This window comes from Streptomyces sp. NPDC048254, assembly GCF_043201895.1.
Classification (GTDB): Bacteria; Actinomycetota; Actinomycetes; order Streptomycetales; family Streptomycetaceae; genus Streptomyces.
Window position 1 is genome coordinate 413419 of the sequence record NZ_JBICZJ010000008.1, and the last position, 17047, is coordinate 430465.

Genomic DNA, 17047 nt, shown 5'->3' on the forward strand with positions numbered 1-17047 from the left:
CGCGCGCGTCGCCCCTGGCGTGCCGACCGGGAGACGACGGTGCGTGACGATCGCCGCAGAGGCCTACCAGACCCCGGCCGCCACCCTCGGCTCCGGTCCCACATACCGTGCCACCGGCCGGATGATCTTCGAGTCCGCCGCCTGTTCCAGGATGTTGGCGCTCCAGCCGACCGCGCGGGCCGCCGCGAACGTCGGGGTGAACATCTCCCGGGGCAGGCCGCAGAGTTCCATGACCACGCCCGCGTAGAACTCGACGTTGGTGTGCAGCTCGCGGCCGGGCTTCAGTTCGGCGAGGATGCGCTCCACATGGCGTTCGACCTCGACGGCGAACTCGACCCGGGGGCCGCCGAAGTCCTGCGCGATCTCGCGCAGCATGCGGGAACGCGGGTCCTCCGTACGGTAGATCGCATGCCCGAAGCCCATCACGCGGTCACCGGCCAGGACCCGTTCGCGGATCCACGGGTCGATCCGGTCCGGCGTGCCGATCGCGTCCAGGGTGTCCAGCGCCCGGCTGGGCGCGCCCCCGTGCAGGGGCCCGGACAGCGCACCGACCGCCCCCACGAGGCAGGCCGCGACGTCCGCGCCGGTCGACGCGACGACGCGGGCAGTGAATGTTGATGCATTGAATCCGTGATCAATGGTTGAGATCAAGTATTGCTCGACCGCACGCGCCTGCCGGGGATCCGGTTCCGAACCCGTCAACATGTACAGGTAGTTGGCCGCGTACGACAGGTCCGCGCGCGGCTCCACCGGGTCGAGCCCATGACCGAGCCGGTACAGCGCGGTGAGCAGCGTCGGTACGGCCGCACAGGCGGCGACCGTGTCGGCGCGTCGCTGGTCCGCGTCTATGTCGTACACCGGCCGGAACCCCTGCGCGGCGCCGAGCAGCGAGAGCGCGGTGCGCATCCCGGCCAGTGGTCCGGACCCGCCGCTCGCCGCGGCCACCGCGGGCAGGGCCGCCCGGACCCCGTCGGGCAGGCGCCGCAGCGCGGCGGTCTCGGCGGAGAAGGCAGCGGCGCGCTCCGCGTCGGGCAGTTCGCCGTGGACCAGCAGGTGCCAGACGTCCTCGAAGCCACGGGTGCGCGCGAGTTCGACGGCCGAGTACTGACGGTAGTGGTAGAAGCCCTCGATCCCCCGGACGTCCCCCACCTCGGTGTCCGTGACGACGACACCGGCGAGCCCGCGCGGCACCTCGACAAGGGCCGACGCGCTCCTGTTGACGGTCATGACATGCCTCCGCTTTCCACCCTGAACTTGATTCGACTGTCTATGCTTGACTCATACTCTGTCAATATTGATTCAATCAATGTACGCCGGACACGACTACGGTGGCGCCATGCGCGATCAACAACCCGCTCCCGGCAGTCCCGCGCGGCGGCTGAGCACCAAGGAGACCGCCGAACTGCTCGGCGTGAAGCCCGAGACCGTGTACGCCTATGTGAGCCGCGGTCAGCTCAGCAGCAGGCGCGAGCCCGGTGGCCGCGCCAGCACCTTCGACGCCGGCGAGGTGGAGGCGCTCGCCCGGCGCAACAGGCGTGAAGCCGTGGGGACTTCGGGCTCCGGCGGGGATCTGTCGGTGCGCACCCGGATCACCCTGATCGAGAAGGACCGCTACTTCTTCCGGGGCGTCGACGCCACCGAACTCGCCACGCGCCACTCCTACGAGGAGGTGGCCGAATGGCTGTGGACGGGCCGGATGACCCCAGGCGTGTCCCTCACCGCCCCGGAGGCCACCGTCGCCGTCGCCCGCCGGGCCGTCGACGCGCTGCCGGAGCACACCTCCCCCACCGACCGGCTGCGGGTCGCCACGATCGCCTCGGCCGCCGAGGACCCCCTGCGCTTCGACCTGTCCGAGGACGCCGTCCTCGGCACCGCGCGCGTGCTGATCCCCACACTGGTCGCCGCGCTGCCGGTACAGCGCGAGCGCCGCCGCGACGACGGCCCGCTGGCCCACCGGCTGTGGCGCCGGCTGACCGGCATCGACCCCAGCGACGCGGCGCTGCGCGTGCTGGACACGGCGCTCGCCCTGCTCGTCGACCACGACCTGGCCGCCTCCACGCTGGCGGTCCGGCTCGCCGCCTCCGCACGCGCCCACGCGTACGCGGCCGTGTCGGCCGGGCTCGGCGTCCTCGAAGGCCCCCTGCACGGCGCCTCCAGCGGCCTCGCCCACCGGATGCTGCTCGATGTCCTCGACCAGGGCACCGCCGTCCCGGTGATCGCGGACGAGCTCCGCGCGGGCCGCCGTATCCCCGGCCTCGGCCACCGGCTCTACCAGGGTGAGGACCCGCGCGCGCGTGTCCTGTTCGGCCTCCTGGAGGAGGTCCCCCGCGCGGAGCCCGCCCTGCTCGCGGCCCGGGACATCGTCGCCACGACCGCCCGGCACGCTCCGCTGCACGCCAACGTCGACCTGGCGCTGGCCGTGTTCACGGCCTCCTGCGGCATGCCCGCCACCGCGGGCGAGACGATCTTCGCGGTCGCCCGAACGGCAGGATGGATCGCGCACGCCCTGGAGGAGTACGGGGAGCGCCCGCTGCGGATGCGTCCCAGCGGTCACTACGTCGGTCCGAAGCCGCCGCAGCCCCTGCCGGAGTAGCCCACCCGGGTAGCCCGTCGCAGCGGCGAACGACCGGGGCCGGAAGTCACTCCGGGCGAAGTCAGGTTAGGCTCACCTCTGTGAGTAGGTGCGCAACCGTCTCCCGGATGCTTGACGAGCCCGTTTCCGGCACCGCCGCCACCGCGACGACGTGGCTGCTGCTGGAACAGTCCGGCCCGTGGGGTGCCAAGGCGCTCACTTCGAGCCATCTGGACCCCGCGCTGGGCCGCGCTCTGGAGGCCGCCGCCAAGGGGACCGGCGTGCGGATCGCGCTCATCCGCCGCGCCGGCCGGCACGCCGATCCGGGCACCTCCGCCATTCGCCAGGTGTACGCCGCCCACACGGTCCCCGGGAACGTCTGGTTGCACAGCGCCGCCACCCGCGACCCCGGGCGGCTGCTCGGCCTCGACTTCGCCGCGCTCGGCGCGGGCGACCACCGTTCGTTCGGTACGGCGCTCGGCGGCCGGCCGCATACGGGCAGCCCCCTCGCGCTCGTCTGCACCAACGGCAAGCGCGACCGCTGCTGCGCCCTGCTGGGCCGCCCGCTCGCCGCGGAGCTGGCCGCGTCCGGTGTGGAGGGCACCTGGGAGGTCACCCATCTGGGTGGTCATCGCTTCTCGCCGACGGTGCTCGTCCTGCCGTACGGCTACGCGTACGGCCGCGCCGAGGCCCATGCCGTCAAGGAGGTCCTGCACGGCGCCCAGGAGGGCCGTGTGGTGCTGGAAGGGTGCCGTGGGTGCTCCGCCTGGGAACGGCCCGGCCAGGCGGCGGAGCTGGCCGTGCGCGAGGCGGCGGGCGAGTACGCGGCGGGCGTGCTGAGCGTCGTACGAACCGAGGGCGCGGCCCCGCACTGGGACGTCACCGTCGCCCACGCCGACGGCCGGCGCTGGCGGGTCGGCGTGGCCCAGGGCACCTCCCTGCCACCCCGCGCGGAGAGCTGCGGGGTGTCGGTGCTGGGGTCGCCGGTCCGGATGGACGTGGTGTCGCTGCGGGAACTGCGCACGACGACCGCTCTGGCGAGCTGACTCGACCGCGCAAGGTGAGCTGACCCGACCGCGAAGGGTGAGCCGAGACGACCGCGAAGGACGAGCCGACGCGGCCCCGACGACGGATTTCCCCAAGAAATAGTCAAGAGATCCACGCCACACCCCCTACGGCCGGGCCCGCACGCCCACGTACCGTCGTGGGCATGAGCCCCACTCCTCCCGCGCGCCGCCTGCGCCTCGGCCTGCCCCGACGGGCGTTCTCGCAGGTCCTGCTGATGCAGGTGGTGATCGCCGCGGGGGTCGCGGTGCTGGCGACCGGGCTCTTCCTGGCACCGCTGAGCAAACAGCTGGACCAGGAGGCGATGCGCCGGGCGCTGGCGATCGCGCAGACCACGGCCCAGGACCCGGGGATCGCCGAGGGAGTCCTCACCACGCAGCCGAGCACGACCGGCCCGGTGCAGCGGGAGGCGGAGCGGATCCGGAAGGCCACCCACGCCGAGTACATCGTGGTCATGGACCAGCGGGAAATCCGCTGGTCGCACCCCACGCTCTCGGAGATCGGCCGCCATGTCTCGACCTCCCCGAAGGATGCGCTGGCCGGCAAGGACGTCATGCAGATCGACAACGGCACCCTGGGCCGCTCCGCGCGCGGCAAGGTGCCGTTGTACGACTCGGAACACCGGATCATCGGGGCGGTCTCGGTCGGCATCGCGTACGACAGCGTGCGGGCGCGCCTGCTCAGCGCGATCCCCGGGCTGTTCGCCTACGCCGGCGGCGCTCTCGCGGTCGGTGCGCTGGCCGCCTGGCTGATCTCCCGGCGGGTCCAGCGGCAGACCCGCGACCTGGCCTTCTCCGACATCTCGGCGCTGCTCGCGGAGCGCGAGGCAATGCTGCACGGCATCCGGGAGGGCGTCGTCGCCCTCGACCGCGGCGGCCGCATCCGCCTGCTGAACGACGAGGCGAGACGGCTGCTCGGCATCGGCGACGAGGCCGTGGGCCGCTCTCCTGACGAGGCGCTCGGCGAGGGCCGTACGACCGATGTCCTGGCCGGCCGGGTGACCGGCACCGATCTGCTCACCGTGCGCGGCCAGCGGGTCCTGGTCGCCAACCGCATGCCCACCGACGACGGCGGTGCCGTCGCCACCCTGCGCGACCGCACCGAGCTGGAGCAGCTCGGCCGCGAACTCGACTCCACGCGCGGGCTGATCGACGCCCTGCGCGCCCAGGACCACGAGCACGCCAACCGTATGCACACCCTGCTCGGGCTGCTGGAACTGGAGATGTACGACGACGCCGTGGACTTCGTCGGCGAGGTGGTGGGCGACCACCGGGTCACCGCCGAGCAGGTCACCGAGAAGATCCAGGACCCGCTGCTGGCCGCCCTGCTGGTCGGCAAGGCCACCGTCGCGGCCGAGCGCGGGGTCGCCCTGTGGGTGTCGGACCGCACCCGGCTCCCGGACCGGCTGATCGACCCCAGGGGCCTGGTCACGGTCGTGGGCAACCTCGTGGACAACGCCCTGGACGCGGTCGCCGGCACTCCGCACGCGCGCGTGGAGGTCGAGTTGTGCGCCGAGGGCCGCGCGGTCGTCCTCAGGGTGCGCGACACCGGGCCCGGGATCCCGGCGGAGCAGCGGGAGCTGGTCTTCACCGAGGGATGGTCCACCAAGAAGCCGCCCGCGCACGGCAAGCGCGGCATCGGGCTCTCGCTGGTGCGCCGGCTCGCCGAACGGCAGGGCGGCACCGCGGCCGTGGGCGAGGCGGACGGCGGGGGCGCGCAGTTCACGGTCGCGCTCCCCGAGGCGCTGACCGAGCCGGAGCCGGCACCGGCGCTCGTCCCGGCCGACGAGGAGACGCGATGATCGAGGTCCTGGTCGTGGACGACGACACCCGGGTCGCCCGGGTCAACGCCGCCTACGTCGAGAAGGTGCCGGGCTTCCGTGTGGCCGGCGAGGCCCACAACGCGGCAGAGGCACTGCGCCAGTTGGAGACGCAGCCCCGTCTCGACCTGGTCCTCATGGACCACTACCTGCCCGACGACACGGGCCTCGCGGTGGTCCAGGAGATGCGCCGGCGCGGCCACCAGACCGACGTGATCATGGTGACGGCGGCCCGAGACGTGTCGACCGTGCAGGCGGCGATGCGGCACGGCGCCCTGCAGTACCTGGTCAAACCCTTCGCGTTCGCGGGACTGCGCGCCAAGCTGGAGGCGTACGCGCAGCTGCGGCGCACCCTGGACGGCGGCGGCGAGGCCGAACAGGCCGAGGTGGACCGCATCTTCGGCGCCCTGTCCACGACGTCCGAGCCGGACCTGCCCAAAGGGCACTCCCCCACCACGGCCGAGCTGGTGCGCCGGTCCCTGATGAACGCCGAGGGCCCGTTGTCGGCCCAGGAGATCGCCGAGCGGACGGGGGTGAGCCGTCAGACCGCCCAGCGCTATCTGAAGCTCCTGGAGCGCACGGGACGGGCCCGGCTGACCCTCAAATACGGCGACGCGGGCCGCCCCGAACACCGTTACGTGTGGGCGACCCGCGGCTGAGGCGTGCTACTTGGCGGCCTCGACGAACTCGGTCGTGTACGTCTTGGCGAGGTCGACATCGGCGTTCTGGATGTTCGTGTTGAACGCCTTGAGCACCTTCTCCACGGTCTCCGGGCCGTTCTCGGGCATCACGCCGTCGTCGGTGAACATCGGCAGCGTGCTCTTGATCGACTGCGTGTAGAGAGCCTTGTCGCCCTGGGCGTAGTCGGCGGGCATCTTGGCCGCGATCTCGGCAGCGCTGTGCGTGGACATCCACTTGAGCGTCTTGACGAATGCATTGACCAACTTCTGGACGGTGTCCTTGTGACCGTTGACCCAGTCCGTCTGCATGTACAGGCTTGACGACGGGTACGGGCCGCCGAGCGCCTTCTGGGAGCCTTCCGGCGTCCGCATGTCCAGCAGGACCTTGCCCGCCTTCTTGTCCAGGATGGTCGCGACGGTCGGATCGGTGGTCATGCCGCCGTCGATCGAGCCCTGCTGGAGCGCCGAGATGAAGGTCGCGCCCGCTCCGACGGCGACCGGCGAGAAGTCGCTGACCTTCACCCCGTTCTTGACGGCGAGGTACTTGGTGAGGAAGTCGGTCGACGACCCGAGGCTGGTGATGCCGAGCTTCTTGCCCTTGAAGTCCGCGGGCGACTTGATGTCGCCGGCCGCCTTGGTGGAGACGACCTCCACCTCACCGGGCGCGCGCGAGAACTGCACGACGGACTCCACCGCCTTGCCCTTGGTCTGGAGGTCCAGCGTGTGGTCGTAGAAGCCGACGGTCCCCTGGACCTGCCCGGCGACGAGCGCGGTCTCGGCCTGTACGCCGGCGGGCTCGGTCAGCAGCTCCACGTCGAGGCCCTCGGCGTCGAAGTAGCCGAGCCGCTGGGTGAGCATGGCCGGCATGTAGATGACCTTGTCCAGGCCGCCGACCATGATCTTGACCTTCGTACCTTTGCCGTCACCCTTGCTGCCGGAGCCGGTGGAGGCGGTGCTCGCCGCGTCGTTGGCACAGGCGGTCAGGGAGGAGAGGGCGAGCAGGCCGGCGGCGGCCAGGGCGGAGTATCTGGCGGACTTGCGCATGACGGTTCACGTCCTTGTGAGAGGGCGGTGCGGGGAGGAGTCGAGGGGGCTGGTCAGCTGTCGGAGTCCGACGGCTTCCAGCGGAAGATGCGGCGCTCGGCGAAGGTGAGCAGTCCTTCGGCGGCGAGCGCGACGACGGCGAGGATGACCATCGCGGCGTACACACCGGCCGCGTTGAAGGTGCCCTGCGACTGCGCGACGAGCAGGCCGATGCCCTTGGTGGCGCCGATGTACTCGCCGACGATGGCGCCGATGAGGGCGAAGCCGAAGCTGACGTGGAGGCTGGTGAAGATCCAGGAGGTGGCGGACGGGATGACGACCTGGAGGGTCACCCTGCGGTCGCTGGCGCCGAGGATACGGGCGTTGGCGACCAGGTTGCGGTCGACCTCGCGGGCGCCCTGGAAGGCGTTGAAGAACACCGGGAAGAAGACCAGTACGACGGCGGACGCGACCTTGGAGGAGGCGCCGAGCCCGAACCAGATCACGAAGATCGGGGCGAGCACGATCCGGGGGATCGAGTTGAGCACCTTGATGTAGGGACCGAGGACATCGGCGAGGAAGGCGATCCGGCCGAGAGCGATACCGCAGACCACACCGGCGATGACACCGATGACCCAGCCGAGCAACGCCTCGTAGAGGGTGTACCAGATCTGCTCGCCCAGGGAGCCCAGGGCGGTGCCGTGAGTCACCCAGGTCCAGATCTGGTCCCAGATCTTGGAGGGCATCGAGAAGTTGAACGGGTCGATGACCTCGGCCCGGGACAGGACCTCCCAGAGACCGAGCACGGCCACCAGGAGCAGCACGCGCACGGCGAACACGATCGCCTTGCGTCTGCGGGCGGCCTGGGCCCGCGACTGCGCGCGGTCCGGGGCCTTGGCCGTCTCGACGACCGGTGTGCTGAGGGTGTCAGGCGACATGAGCGGCACCCCTCTCACGGGTGATGCGGACCTCTTCGCCGAGGGACTCCCAGATCTCGCGGTAGATCTCGATGAACCGCGGCTCCAGACGCACCGACTCGACCTTGCGGGGGCGGGGCAGGTCGATGTCGAAGACCTGCTTGACGGTCGCCGGCCCGGCGGTCATGACGACGACCTTGTCGGCCAGCGCGATGGACTCCTCCAGGTCGTGGGTGACGAAGACGACCGAGGCGCCCGTGCCCTCCCACAGTTCAAGGAGCTCGTCCGACATCAGGGCCCTGGTCTGCACGTCGAGCGCCGAGAACGGCTCGTCCATGAGCAGGATCTCGGGGTCGTTGACGAAGGTCGCGGCGAGCGCCACGCGCTTGCGCTGGCCGCCGGAGAGCTGGTGCGGGTAGCGGTCCTCGAAGGCGGCGAGGCCGACCCGGGCCAGCCATTCGCGGGCCTTCTCCCTGGCCTCCGCCTTGGGCACGCCCCGGAAGCGGGGCCCGGCCATCACGTTGGACAGCACGGTCCGCCAGGGAAAGGTGGCGTCCTGCTGGAAGACGAAGCCGACCTTGTCGCCGACGCCGGCGACCGGCTCACCGGCCACCAGCACCTCGCCCTGGCTGGGCTCCTCCAGCCCGCTGACCAGGGTCAGCGTGGTGGACTTGCCGCAACCCGTCGGCCCTACGACGGCCACGAACTCACCACGCCCCACGGTGAGGTCGAGGTCGCGGACAGCCGTGTGCAGACCCCCCGACGGGGTCTTGAAGATCTTGCTCGCGCCCCGCAGCTCGATGGCGGGGCTGGTGTCTGCGCTCATGGGCCGGGACGGTAGGTGTGAGCCGGACCACGGCAGCAGTCTTCTGGGCGCAAGCCGTTCTTTTGCTCGCAAGCATCTGTTGTGCTCTTTTTGCTCGCGCTACAACTGCGGAGCCGAAACACGGGCTTAACGCTCGCCGGCCTTGAAGGAGAGGCCTGATGATTGACGTCCTGGTAGTCGATGACGACTTCCGCGTCGCTGAGATAAACGCCAAGTACGTGGGCAAGGTTCCCGGCTTCCGGGTGGCCGCCCGCGCGCACAGCGCCGCCCAGGCCCTGGCCGCCGTGAACCGCGGCACCATCGACCTGGTCCTGCTGGACCACTACCTGCCGGACCAGACCGGCCTCGAACTCGTCCACCGGATGCGGGAACAGGGCCATGGCACCGACGTCATCATGATCACGGCCGCCAGCGATGTGACCACCGTCCAGAAGGCCATGCGCCTGGGCGCCCTGCACTACCTGGTCAAGCCGTTCACCTTCGCCGCCCTGCGCACCCGCCTCGACTCCTACGCGGCCCTGCGCCGTACCGTCGACCGGGTCGGCGGCCGGGGCCTGACGGGCCAGGAGCAGGTCGACCGGATCTTCGGCGCCCTGCGCACCTCACCGGCACCGTCCGCGCCCGGCCTGCCCAGCGGCCAGTCCGAGCCCACGACGGACCTCATCTGCGGCGTCCTGCACCGCGCCGACCATCCGCTCTCCGCCCACGAGGTCGCCGCCGAGACCGGCCTCAGCCGCTCCACCGCCCAGCGCTACCTCCGCCATCTGGAACAGGCGGGCCGGCTCCGCCTCTCCCTGAAGTACGGCGACACGGGCCGCCCGGAGCACCGGTACGCCTGGGTGGCGCCGTAGCGGCTCCGAGGCGGGTCAGACGGCCCCCGCCCCGGTCAGCGACCGCACCTCGGTCTCCGCGTGCTTGGCCTCGTCCGGGACCTCGTCGGAGGTGACGGTGCCCAGCCAGCCGGCGAGGAAGCCCAGCGGGATGGAGACGATCCCCGGGTTCTGCAACGGGAAGTACTGGAGGTCCACGCCTGGGAACAGCGCGCCCGGGCTTCCCGACACCACCGGCGACAGCACCACCAGTGCCAGCGCCGGAACCAGCCCGCCGTACACGGCCCACACCGCGCCGCGGGTCGTGAAACCCCGCCAGAACAGCGAGTACAGCAGCGCGGGCAGGTTCGCGGAGGCGGCCACCGCGAAGGCCAGCCCCACCAGGAAGGCGACGTTCATGTCACGGGCCAGCAGGCCCAGGGCGATCGCCACCACCCCGATGCCGACCGCAGCCGTGCGCGCCACCGTCACCTCGCTGCGCCGCTTGGCGTGCGGCCTGCGCAACGAGGCGTACAGGTCATGGGCGACGGAGGCCGAGGAGGCGAGGGTGATCCCGGCGACCACCGCGAGGATCGTCGCGAAGGCGACGGCCGCGACCACCGCGAACAGAACCGTTCCGCCGGTGGAGCCCGCGCCACCGCCCAGATCGAGCGCCAGCAGCGGAACGGCCGTGTTCCCCGACGCGTTCGACGCGCGCACCGCATCCGGTCCGACGAGGGCCGCCGCCCCGAAGCCGAGCACGATCGTCATCAGGTAGAAGCCGCCGATCAGCCCGATCGACCAGACCGCCGAACGCCGTGCCGCCCGCGCCGTGGGCACCGTGTAGAAACGGGACAGGATGTGCGGCAGCCCCGCCGTGCCCAGCACCAGCGCCAGCCCCAGGCTGATGAAGTCCAGCCGCGCGCTCCAGCTGCCGCCGTACTTGAGCCCCGGCGCCAGGAACGCCTGCCCGTGTCCGCTGCGGTCGGCTGCCGAGAGCAGCAGACGGTCGATGTCGCCGTGGAACCGCAACAGCACCAGCACGGTCAGCACCACCGTCCCGCTGAGCAGCAGGACCGCCTTCACGATCTGGATCCAGGTGGTCGCCCGCATCCCTCCCAACGACACATAGATCACCATCAGCGCGCCGACCCCGATGACCGTCCAAGCCTGCGCGGCCTGGCTCGTCCGCCCCAGCAGCAGCGCCACCAGGCTGCCCGCTCCGACCATTTGCGCCACCAAATAGAGAACGGACACGGTGATCGAGGAAGTTCCCGCCGCGATCCGCACCGGCCGCTCCCGCATCCGCGCCGCGATCACATCGGCGAGCGTGAACCGCCCGCAGTTGCGCACCAGTTCGGCCACCAGGAACAGCACGACCAGCCAGGCGACCAGGAAGCCCACCACATACAGCAGCCCGTCGTAACCGAAGAGCGCGATAAGCCCGGTCACACCCAGGAAGGAGGCCGCCGACATGTAGTCGCCCGCGATGGCAAAACCATTCTCCATCGGGGAGAAGAGCCGCCCGCCGACGTAGAACTCCTCCGCCGAACCATGCCGTCTCCGGCTCACCCACGTCGTGATCCCGAGCGTCACCGCGACGAATGCGCTGAACAGCAGCAACGCCAGCGTCTGATGGTGCCCCGTCATGACGCACCGCCCCGAGCGCCCCGGGTCAGCTCCTGGGTGTCCCAGCGCAGTTCCAGCGCGGCACGGTCCCTGCGCAACCGCGCGTGCCGGGCGTAGGCCCAGGTGAGCAGGAACGTGGTGAGGAACTGGCCGAGACCCGCGACCATCGCCACGTTCACCGCCCCCGCGACGGGCCTGGCCATCAGCCCCGGCGCGCTCGTCGCGGTCACCACGTACCCCACGTACCAGGTGAGGAAGACGGCGACTCCCGGCACCACGAACCTCCGGTAGCGGCTGCGCACCTCCTGGAAGGCCGCGCTGCGCTGCACCTCCAGATACACGTCACGGGCGCGAACGGCCGCCCCCTCCCACTCCGTTCGCGCGGAGGGTACGGCGGGAGCCGGCACCCCGGTGCCGTCCAGCTCGCCCCAGCCGGAGGCCAGTGCGTCGTACCAGGGGTCCTCGTACCTGACTTCTCGGGAGGCCGTGCCGTACTCGCCCTGGTCCTCGTGCCGTCCGGCCGAACTCTCGGAGTCGCCCCCGCCGTCGCGGTGACGCCCGTTGCTTGACTGCATGCCCAAGGATGGACAGATCGGGAAGATCCCCGACTCTTTTCCCCTGGCTCTTCACCCCATCAGGTGACTCAATCCGCTGGTGGCCGCACCAATCCCTTCCCGTAGGCGTAACGCACCGCCTGGGCCCGGTCCTTGAGCCCCGTCTTCGCGAACAGGTTGTTGATGTGTGTCTTCACGGTCGCGGTGGAGACGTGCAGCTTCCGGGCGATCTCCTGGTTGGTGAGCCCCTCGGCGATCAGCACCAGGACCTCGGTCTCCCGCGCGGTCAGCCCGTCGGGCGCCTCGGTGGCCACGGGCGCCGGCTCGGGCTGCGACAGCCTTTCCAGCAAACGGCGTTGGATGCTCGGCGACAGTCCAGCGTCTCCCGAGAGCACGCTCTGCACCGCCCGCACGATCTCGTCGCCGCCCGCGTCCTTCGTGAGATAGCCACGGGCACCGGCTTTCAGCGCCGGGAACAGCGACTCGTCGTCCGCGAACGTGGTAAGCACCACGACCTGCGTCCCCGGGTACTCCGACCTGATCCGCCGCGTCGCCTCCACACCGTCGCAACGGGGCATCCGCAGGTCCATCAGCACGACGTCCGGCGCGAGTTCGGCGACCAGCCGCACCGCCTCCTCCCCGTCGCCCGCCGCTCCCACGACCTCCACACCGGACAGCAGGCCGAGGAGCATCACGATGCCCTCCCTGACCACTGTCTGGTCGTCGGCGACCACCACCCGTGCGGGCTTCTTCTCCCCCTCCGTCTCCGTCATACGGGCACCCTCAACGTCACCTCGAACCCCTCGTCGTCACGCCCTGCCTCCAGGGACCCGCCCAGCAACTCGGCCCGCTCCCGCATTCCCAGCAGACCGTACCCGCCGCCGGCGTCGGTGAGTTCGCCGGGACGACCCCCCGAGTCCCTCACGTTCAGGGTCACTTCGTTCTCCTGGTAGTCCAGCCGTACCTGAACCTTCGCGCCGTAGGCGTGCTTGCGGACGTTCGTCAGCGCCTCCTGGGCGACGCGTCGTACGGTCTGCGAAGCCTCTGCACGCAGGGTCCTGCGTTCACCCGTGACGGTGACCTCGGCGCCGTCGGTCGACGCGACGATCTCCGTGAGGAACTCCTCCAGCGGGGTCAGCTCGCCGCGCAGGGCGGACAGCGCCTGACGGGTCTCGGCGAGTCCGTCCCGGGCCATACCCCGGGCGGCCACCACCCGTTCGAGAATCTGCTCCCGGTCGGCTCCGCGCTCGATCAGCAGCCGCGCCGCCTCCAGGTGCACCATCTGGGCCGAGAGGCTGTGGGCCAGCACATCGTGGATCTCCCGCGCGATCCTGGCCCGCTCCGCCAGCGCCGCCGACTCCGCCTCGGCCGCTCTCGCCGCGCGCTCCTGGGCGAGCAGCCGCTGAGCATGGCCCCGGGCCTCGGCATCGAGTCTCATCACGTACCCGGCGAGTGCCAGTCCGACGACGGTGGCCGCGGTGGTCAGCCACACGTCATTGTTGAACGCGGAGTACGAGGCCAGGGCCACGGACGTGACGGGCACCGCGACCCCGATCGGCAGCCGCTCCAGGGCGGAGATGCCGCAGCCGCACCAGATCACGAGGGCCGGTCCCCGGAATCCGTTGGCCTCAGCCGCGACCGCGACGGCCAGGAGGACCCCGATGAGGAGCAGGGCCGGCACGAGCCGGTGGGCGTAGGTGGTCCGGTAGAAGCCCCAGGAGGCCACGGCGGTCACGACGACACCCGCCACGGCCGCGGCGATGTTCCAGCCGCGGACGTGCGACTGGCTGAAGGCGCCCCACAGCAGCAGGGCGAGGATCACCAGTCGCACGGCCCAGGCGAGCATGCGCCGGGGCCGGGAGACCCCCGCGCGGCTCAGTGCCTCACGCGAGGGCCAGCGCGTCCAGACGTTCTCCGTCACACGCCTTCCTTCCTGGTGACCCGGGCCATGCCGTCACCGTACGCCCGGGTGGGGCCGCCCGCGGGCGGGGCCGAGGGGAGCGACTGCGCACGCCAGACGAGGATGCCGGCGCGGACCAGCAGGGTGACCGCCAGTCCGAGCATGAGGGCCGAGCTGTCCTGATGGACTCCGACGAGGGCGCCGAGGGCGAAGAGACCGACGCGCACGGCTATCCCGACGAACCAGACGGCCCCGCTGGCCTTGGTGCTCTTGGTCCAGACGACCCCGTCGGGCTCCGTCCACACCCGGGTGGTCCAGGCCCAGGCGGCGCCCGTCGCGAGTCCCACCAGCATCTCGGCGCCGAGCAGTAGCGCGGATTCCGTGCGGTGATGGGCATCGAGTATGCCGGGTTCGCGCAGCGCGACGACCGCGAGGATCACGGGCAGCAGCCACCAGCGCCGTCCTGTGTCGATCGGGCGGGCGCGGAACTGGCGCACGATCACCACGACGACGACTGCCACGATCAGCAACGCGTTGACGAGCCCGGCCATCAGAGCCTCCGTGAGCGGGAAGGGGCGGTGCCGGGAGCGGGAGCCGCCGACACCTCCGACGCTACGGAAATGCGCAGGTCAGCAGATCGGAGCGTGGGTGGATCACGGGTGGAATCCGACGAGCGGGTTCTCTCCACCCGAGGGTGGAGAGAACCCTGCGCGGGCTGCACGGACCGCTGCCGCGTGGCGGTCGGCGGGCGCCACGCCCCGAAGGGCGTCGACGGGCCGGCGAAGGCGGGCGGGTGACCAGAAAGAGGCGCCGACCGGCGGACAACGGGCAGCAGGCGCCGCCCACCTCCACCGGCGCCCACCTTGACTGGCGCCCGCCTTCACCGCCGCCCACCTTGACAGGCGCCCGGCTCACCGCCGCCGCCCCGTCGGCCAAAGCCCGGCGCAGCGGCTACGCGTCGATGCGCGACCGGTCCAGCGTCGCCGCCGAGCCGGAGATGAACTCCTTTCGGGGGGCCACGTCGTTGCCCATCAGCAGGTCGAAGACCTGCTCCGCCGCTTCGAGGTCGGAGAGGTTGATCCGGCGCAGGGTGCGGTGGCGCGGGTCCATGGTCGTCTCGGCCAGCTGGTCGGCGTCCATCTCGCCGAGACCCTTGTAGCGCTGGATGGAGTCCTTGTACCGGACGCCCTTGCTCCGGAACTCCATGAGCTTGTCGCGCAGCTCACGGTCCGAGTACGTGTACACGTACTTGTCCTGGCCCTTCTTGGGCTGGACGATCTCGATGCGGTGCAGCGGCGGCACCGCCGCGAAGACGCGGCCGGCCTCCACCATGGGCCGCATGTAGCGCTGGAACAGCGTCAGCAGCAGGCAGCGGATGTGGGAGCCGTCGACATCGGCGTCGGTCATCATGATGATCTTGCCGTAGCGGGCCGCGTCGATGTCGAAGGTGCGGCCGGAGCCCGCCCCTATGACCTGGATGATCGCACCGCACTCGGCGTTCTTGAGCATGTCCGTCACCGAGGACCGCTGCACGTTGAGGATCTTGCCCCGGATCGGCAGCAGCGCCTGGAACTCCGAGTTCCGGGCCAGCTTCGCCGTACCTAGCGCGGAGTCTCCCTCGACGATGAAGAGCTCGCTGCGCTCGACGTCGTCACTGCGGCAGTCGGCGAGCTTGGCCGGCAGGGACGAGGACTCCAGGGCCGTCTTCCGGCGCTGCGCGTCCTTGTGCTGGCGGGCGGCGATGCGGGTCCGCGCTGCGGCGACCACCTTCTCCAGGACCACGCGGGCCTGGGCGGCCGCGTCACGCTTGGTGGAGGTGAGGAACGCCTTCAGTTCCTTGGTGACCACGTTGTTCACGATCCGGCGGGCAGCCGAGGTGCCGAGGACCTCCTTGGTCTGGCCCTCGAACTGCGGCTCGGCGAGGCGCACGGTGACGACGGCGGTGAGGCCCTCCAGCGCATCGTCCTTGACGATGTCGTCCTCGGCGACGCGCAGCAGCTTCTTGGCGCGCAGCACCTCGTTGAGGGTCTCGCGGACGGCCTGCTCGAAGCCGGCCATGTGGGTGCCGCCCTTGGGCGTGGCGATGATGTTGACGAACGACCTCATGGTCGTGTCGTAACCGGTGCCCCAGCGCAGCGCCACGTCGACGCCGAGTTCACGGGTGACCTCGGTGGGAGTCATCTGGCCGTGGTCGTCCAGGACCGGGACGGTCTCCTTGAAGGTGCCCTGTCCGGAGAAACGGAGGACATCGCAGACCGGCTTGTCGGTGGCCAGGTACTCACAGAACTCGCTGATGCCACCGTCGAAACGGAAGGACTCCTCGCCCTTGCTGCCGTCCGGGCCGAGGCCGTACTCGTCACGGACGACGATCGTCAGGCCGGGCACCAGGAACGCGGTCTGACGGGCCCGCTGGTGAAGGGTCTCCAGAGTGAGCTTGGCGTCCTTGAGGAAGATCTGGCGGTCGGCCCAGTAACGCACGCGCGTGCCGTTGCGGGTCCTGGGGATCTTCTTGGTCTTGCGCAGCCCGCTCTTGGCCTCGAACTTCGCGTCCGGGCCGTCGCCTGCGAAGGCGCCCGGGACACCGCGGCGGAAGCTGATCGCGTGCACATGGCCGCCGCGGTCCACCTCGACGTCGAGCCGCGCGGAGAGCGCGTTGACCACCGAGGCGCCGACGCCGTGCAGACCGCCGGAGGCCGCGTAGGAGCCGCCGCCGAACTTGCCGCCGGCGTGCAGCTTGGTCATCACGACCTCGACGCCGGACAGTCCGGTCTTGGGCTCGACGTCCACGGGGATGCCGCGGCCGTTGTCCCGGACCTCGACGGAGCCGTCGTCGTGGAGGATGACCTCGATGTGGTCGCCGTAGCCGCCCAGGGCCTCGTCCACGGCGTTGTCGATGATCTCCCACAGGCAGTGCATCAGACCGCGACTGTCGGTCGAGCCGATGTACATACCGGGGCGCTTGCGCACTGCTTCGAGGCCCTCGAGGACGAGCAGGTGCCGCGCGGTGTAGTTGGAGCCGTCCCGGTCTGCTCCTGCCAGCAGCGCTGTGGACGGCACGGACGTGTCGGCGGTCACGCGGTTCGCTCCTCGCTGAATTTCAGTGAAGCCCCTTTTGGGTAAGGGGCCGGCTTCGGTCGCCGTTCAGAGGGTACCGAGGCCTGGTAGAGCCGTTGTAACGCCACCCTCGTCGTGAACTCACACTAGTCCACGGTCGTATGCGTGTTCGATCCCTCGATGGAGTGAAGTACATATC

Annotated in this window: 15 protein-coding genes; 5 read left to right on the forward strand and 10 right to left on the reverse strand. The window is 70.8% G+C overall.

Translation table 11 applies throughout. The features are described from left to right. Positions 1-63: 63 nt before the first annotated feature. A complete protein-coding gene (locus ACGFZQ_RS24360; RefSeq protein ID WP_393842060.1) occupies positions 64-1227 on the reverse strand; it encodes a citrate synthase in 1164 nt (387 codons plus the stop codon). Positions 1228-1336: 109 nt separating this feature from the next. Here ACGFZQ_RS24360 and ACGFZQ_RS24365 point away from each other — a divergent pair, with 109 nt between their 5' ends. From ACGFZQ_RS24365 to ACGFZQ_RS24380, 4 genes are all read left to right on the forward strand, one after another. Next, positions 1337-2593, forward strand: a complete 1257-nt coding sequence (locus ACGFZQ_RS24365) for a citrate/2-methylcitrate synthase (RefSeq protein WP_393842061.1) — start codon at positions 1337-1339, stop codon at positions 2591-2593. A gap of 80 nt (positions 2594-2673) precedes the next feature. Next, entirely contained in the window at positions 2674-3618 is a 945-nt protein-coding gene (locus ACGFZQ_RS24370) for a sucrase ferredoxin (RefSeq protein ID WP_393842062.1), read from the forward strand. A gap of 164 nt (positions 3619-3782) precedes the next feature. Beyond that, on the forward strand, positions 3783-5438 hold the full coding sequence (locus ACGFZQ_RS24375) for an ATP-binding protein (RefSeq protein ID WP_393842063.1): 1656 nt from the start codon (positions 3783-3785) through the stop codon (positions 5436-5438). Next, positions 5435-6115, forward strand: a complete 681-nt coding sequence (locus ACGFZQ_RS24380) for a response regulator (RefSeq protein WP_393842064.1) — start codon at positions 5435-5437, stop codon at positions 6113-6115. Before ACGFZQ_RS24375 ends, ACGFZQ_RS24380 begins: the two co-directional genes overlap by 4 nt. 6 nt (positions 6116-6121) lie before the next feature. Here the strand turns inward: ACGFZQ_RS24380 and ACGFZQ_RS24385 are convergent, their stop codons facing one another. From ACGFZQ_RS24385 to ACGFZQ_RS24395, 3 genes are read right to left on the reverse strand one after another with little or no spacing between them, the layout of a single operon-like run. Continuing rightward, a complete protein-coding gene (locus ACGFZQ_RS24385) occupies positions 6122-7180 on the reverse strand; it encodes an ABC transporter substrate-binding protein (RefSeq protein WP_393842065.1) in 1059 nt (352 codons plus the stop codon). Between the two features lie 53 nt (positions 7181-7233). Next, positions 7234-8097 (reverse strand): ABC transporter permease, encoded by an 864-nt coding sequence (locus ACGFZQ_RS24390; RefSeq protein WP_351728489.1) that lies wholly within the window; start codon positions 8095-8097, stop codon positions 7234-7236. Further along, positions 8087-8902, reverse strand: coding sequence for an ABC transporter ATP-binding protein (locus ACGFZQ_RS24395; protein ID WP_351728486.1), 816 nt, complete (start codon positions 8900-8902; stop codon positions 8087-8089). The genes ACGFZQ_RS24390 and ACGFZQ_RS24395 overlap by 11 nt, the downstream gene beginning before the upstream one ends. Positions 8903-9060: 158 nt before the next feature. Between ACGFZQ_RS24395 and ACGFZQ_RS24400 the strand changes: the two genes are divergently transcribed. Beyond that, on the forward strand, positions 9061-9753 hold the full coding sequence (locus ACGFZQ_RS24400; RefSeq protein WP_351709640.1) for a response regulator: 693 nt from the start codon (positions 9061-9063) through the stop codon (positions 9751-9753). A gap of 15 nt (positions 9754-9768) precedes the next feature. On the opposite strand, the gene ACGFZQ_RS24405 is transcribed toward ACGFZQ_RS24400, so the two are convergent. The 6 genes from ACGFZQ_RS24405 to ACGFZQ_RS24430 all read right to left on the reverse strand — a co-directional run bounded on the left by ACGFZQ_RS24405 (position 9769) and on the right by ACGFZQ_RS24430 (position 16869). Continuing rightward, on the reverse strand, positions 9769-11361 hold the full coding sequence (locus tag ACGFZQ_RS24405) for a cation acetate symporter (RefSeq protein ID WP_393842066.1): 1593 nt from the start codon (positions 11359-11361) through the stop codon (positions 9769-9771). Next, on the reverse strand, positions 11358-11915 hold the full coding sequence (locus ACGFZQ_RS24410) for a DUF485 domain-containing protein (RefSeq protein WP_393842067.1): 558 nt from the start codon (positions 11913-11915) through the stop codon (positions 11358-11360). The genes ACGFZQ_RS24405 and ACGFZQ_RS24410 overlap by 4 nt, the downstream gene beginning before the upstream one ends. A gap of 68 nt (positions 11916-11983) precedes the next feature. Then, a complete protein-coding gene (locus tag ACGFZQ_RS24415; RefSeq protein ID WP_393842068.1) occupies positions 11984-12667 on the reverse strand; it encodes a response regulator in 684 nt (227 codons plus the stop codon). After that, a complete protein-coding gene (locus ACGFZQ_RS24420) occupies positions 12664-13815 on the reverse strand; it encodes a sensor histidine kinase (protein ID WP_393842069.1) in 1152 nt (383 codons plus the stop codon). Before ACGFZQ_RS24420 ends, ACGFZQ_RS24415 begins: the two co-directional genes overlap by 4 nt. Further along, complete coding sequence (locus tag ACGFZQ_RS24425; RefSeq protein WP_393842070.1) at positions 13812-14345, reverse strand: DUF1453 domain-containing protein; 534 nt, start codon at positions 14343-14345, stop codon at positions 13812-13814. The genes ACGFZQ_RS24420 and ACGFZQ_RS24425 overlap by 4 nt, the downstream gene beginning before the upstream one ends. Positions 14346-14745: 400 nt before the next feature. After that, the gene (locus ACGFZQ_RS24430; protein ID WP_393842071.1) at positions 14746-16869 is read right to left on the reverse strand and encodes a type IIA DNA topoisomerase subunit B; all 2124 of its coding nucleotides are present in this window, start codon (positions 16867-16869) and stop codon (positions 14746-14748) included. Between the last annotated feature and the right edge of the window lie 178 nt (positions 16870-17047).

Excerpts from the sequence above, each read along its gene's own strand:
- ACGFZQ_RS24360 (WP_393842060.1), bottom strand. The coding sequence starts at position 1,227 with ATGACCGTCAACAGGAGCGCGTCGGCCCTTGTCGAGGTGCCGCGCGGG.
- ACGFZQ_RS24365 (WP_393842061.1), top strand. The coding sequence starts at position 1,337 with ATGCGCGATCAACAACCCGCTCCCGGCAGTCCCGCGCGGCGGCTGAGC.
- ACGFZQ_RS24375 (WP_393842063.1), top strand. The coding sequence starts at position 3,783 with ATGAGCCCCACTCCTCCCGCGCGCCGCCTGCGCCTCGGCCTGCCCCGA.
- ACGFZQ_RS24380 (WP_393842064.1), top strand. The coding sequence starts at position 5,435 with ATGATCGAGGTCCTGGTCGTGGACGACGACACCCGGGTCGCCCGGGTC.
- ACGFZQ_RS24385 (WP_393842065.1), bottom strand. The coding sequence starts at position 7,180 with ATGCGCAAGTCCGCCAGATACTCCGCCCTGGCCGCCGCCGGCCTGCTC.
- ACGFZQ_RS24390 (WP_351728489.1), bottom strand. The coding sequence starts at position 8,097 with ATGTCGCCTGACACCCTCAGCACACCGGTCGTCGAGACGGCCAAGGCC.
- ACGFZQ_RS24395 (WP_351728486.1), bottom strand. The coding sequence starts at position 8,902 with ATGAGCGCAGACACCAGCCCCGCCATCGAGCTGCGGGGCGCGAGCAAG.
- ACGFZQ_RS24400 (WP_351709640.1), top strand. The coding sequence starts at position 9,061 with ATGATTGACGTCCTGGTAGTCGATGACGACTTCCGCGTCGCTGAGATA.
- ACGFZQ_RS24405 (WP_393842066.1), bottom strand. The coding sequence starts at position 11,361 with ATGACGGGGCACCATCAGACGCTGGCGTTGCTGCTGTTCAGCGCATTC.
- ACGFZQ_RS24410 (WP_393842067.1), bottom strand. The coding sequence starts at position 11,915 with ATGCAGTCAAGCAACGGGCGTCACCGCGACGGCGGGGGCGACTCCGAG.
- ACGFZQ_RS24415 (WP_393842068.1), bottom strand. The coding sequence starts at position 12,667 with ATGACGGAGACGGAGGGGGAGAAGAAGCCCGCACGGGTGGTGGTCGCC.
- ACGFZQ_RS24425 (WP_393842070.1), bottom strand. The coding sequence starts at position 14,345 with ATGGCCGGGCTCGTCAACGCGTTGCTGATCGTGGCAGTCGTCGTCGTG.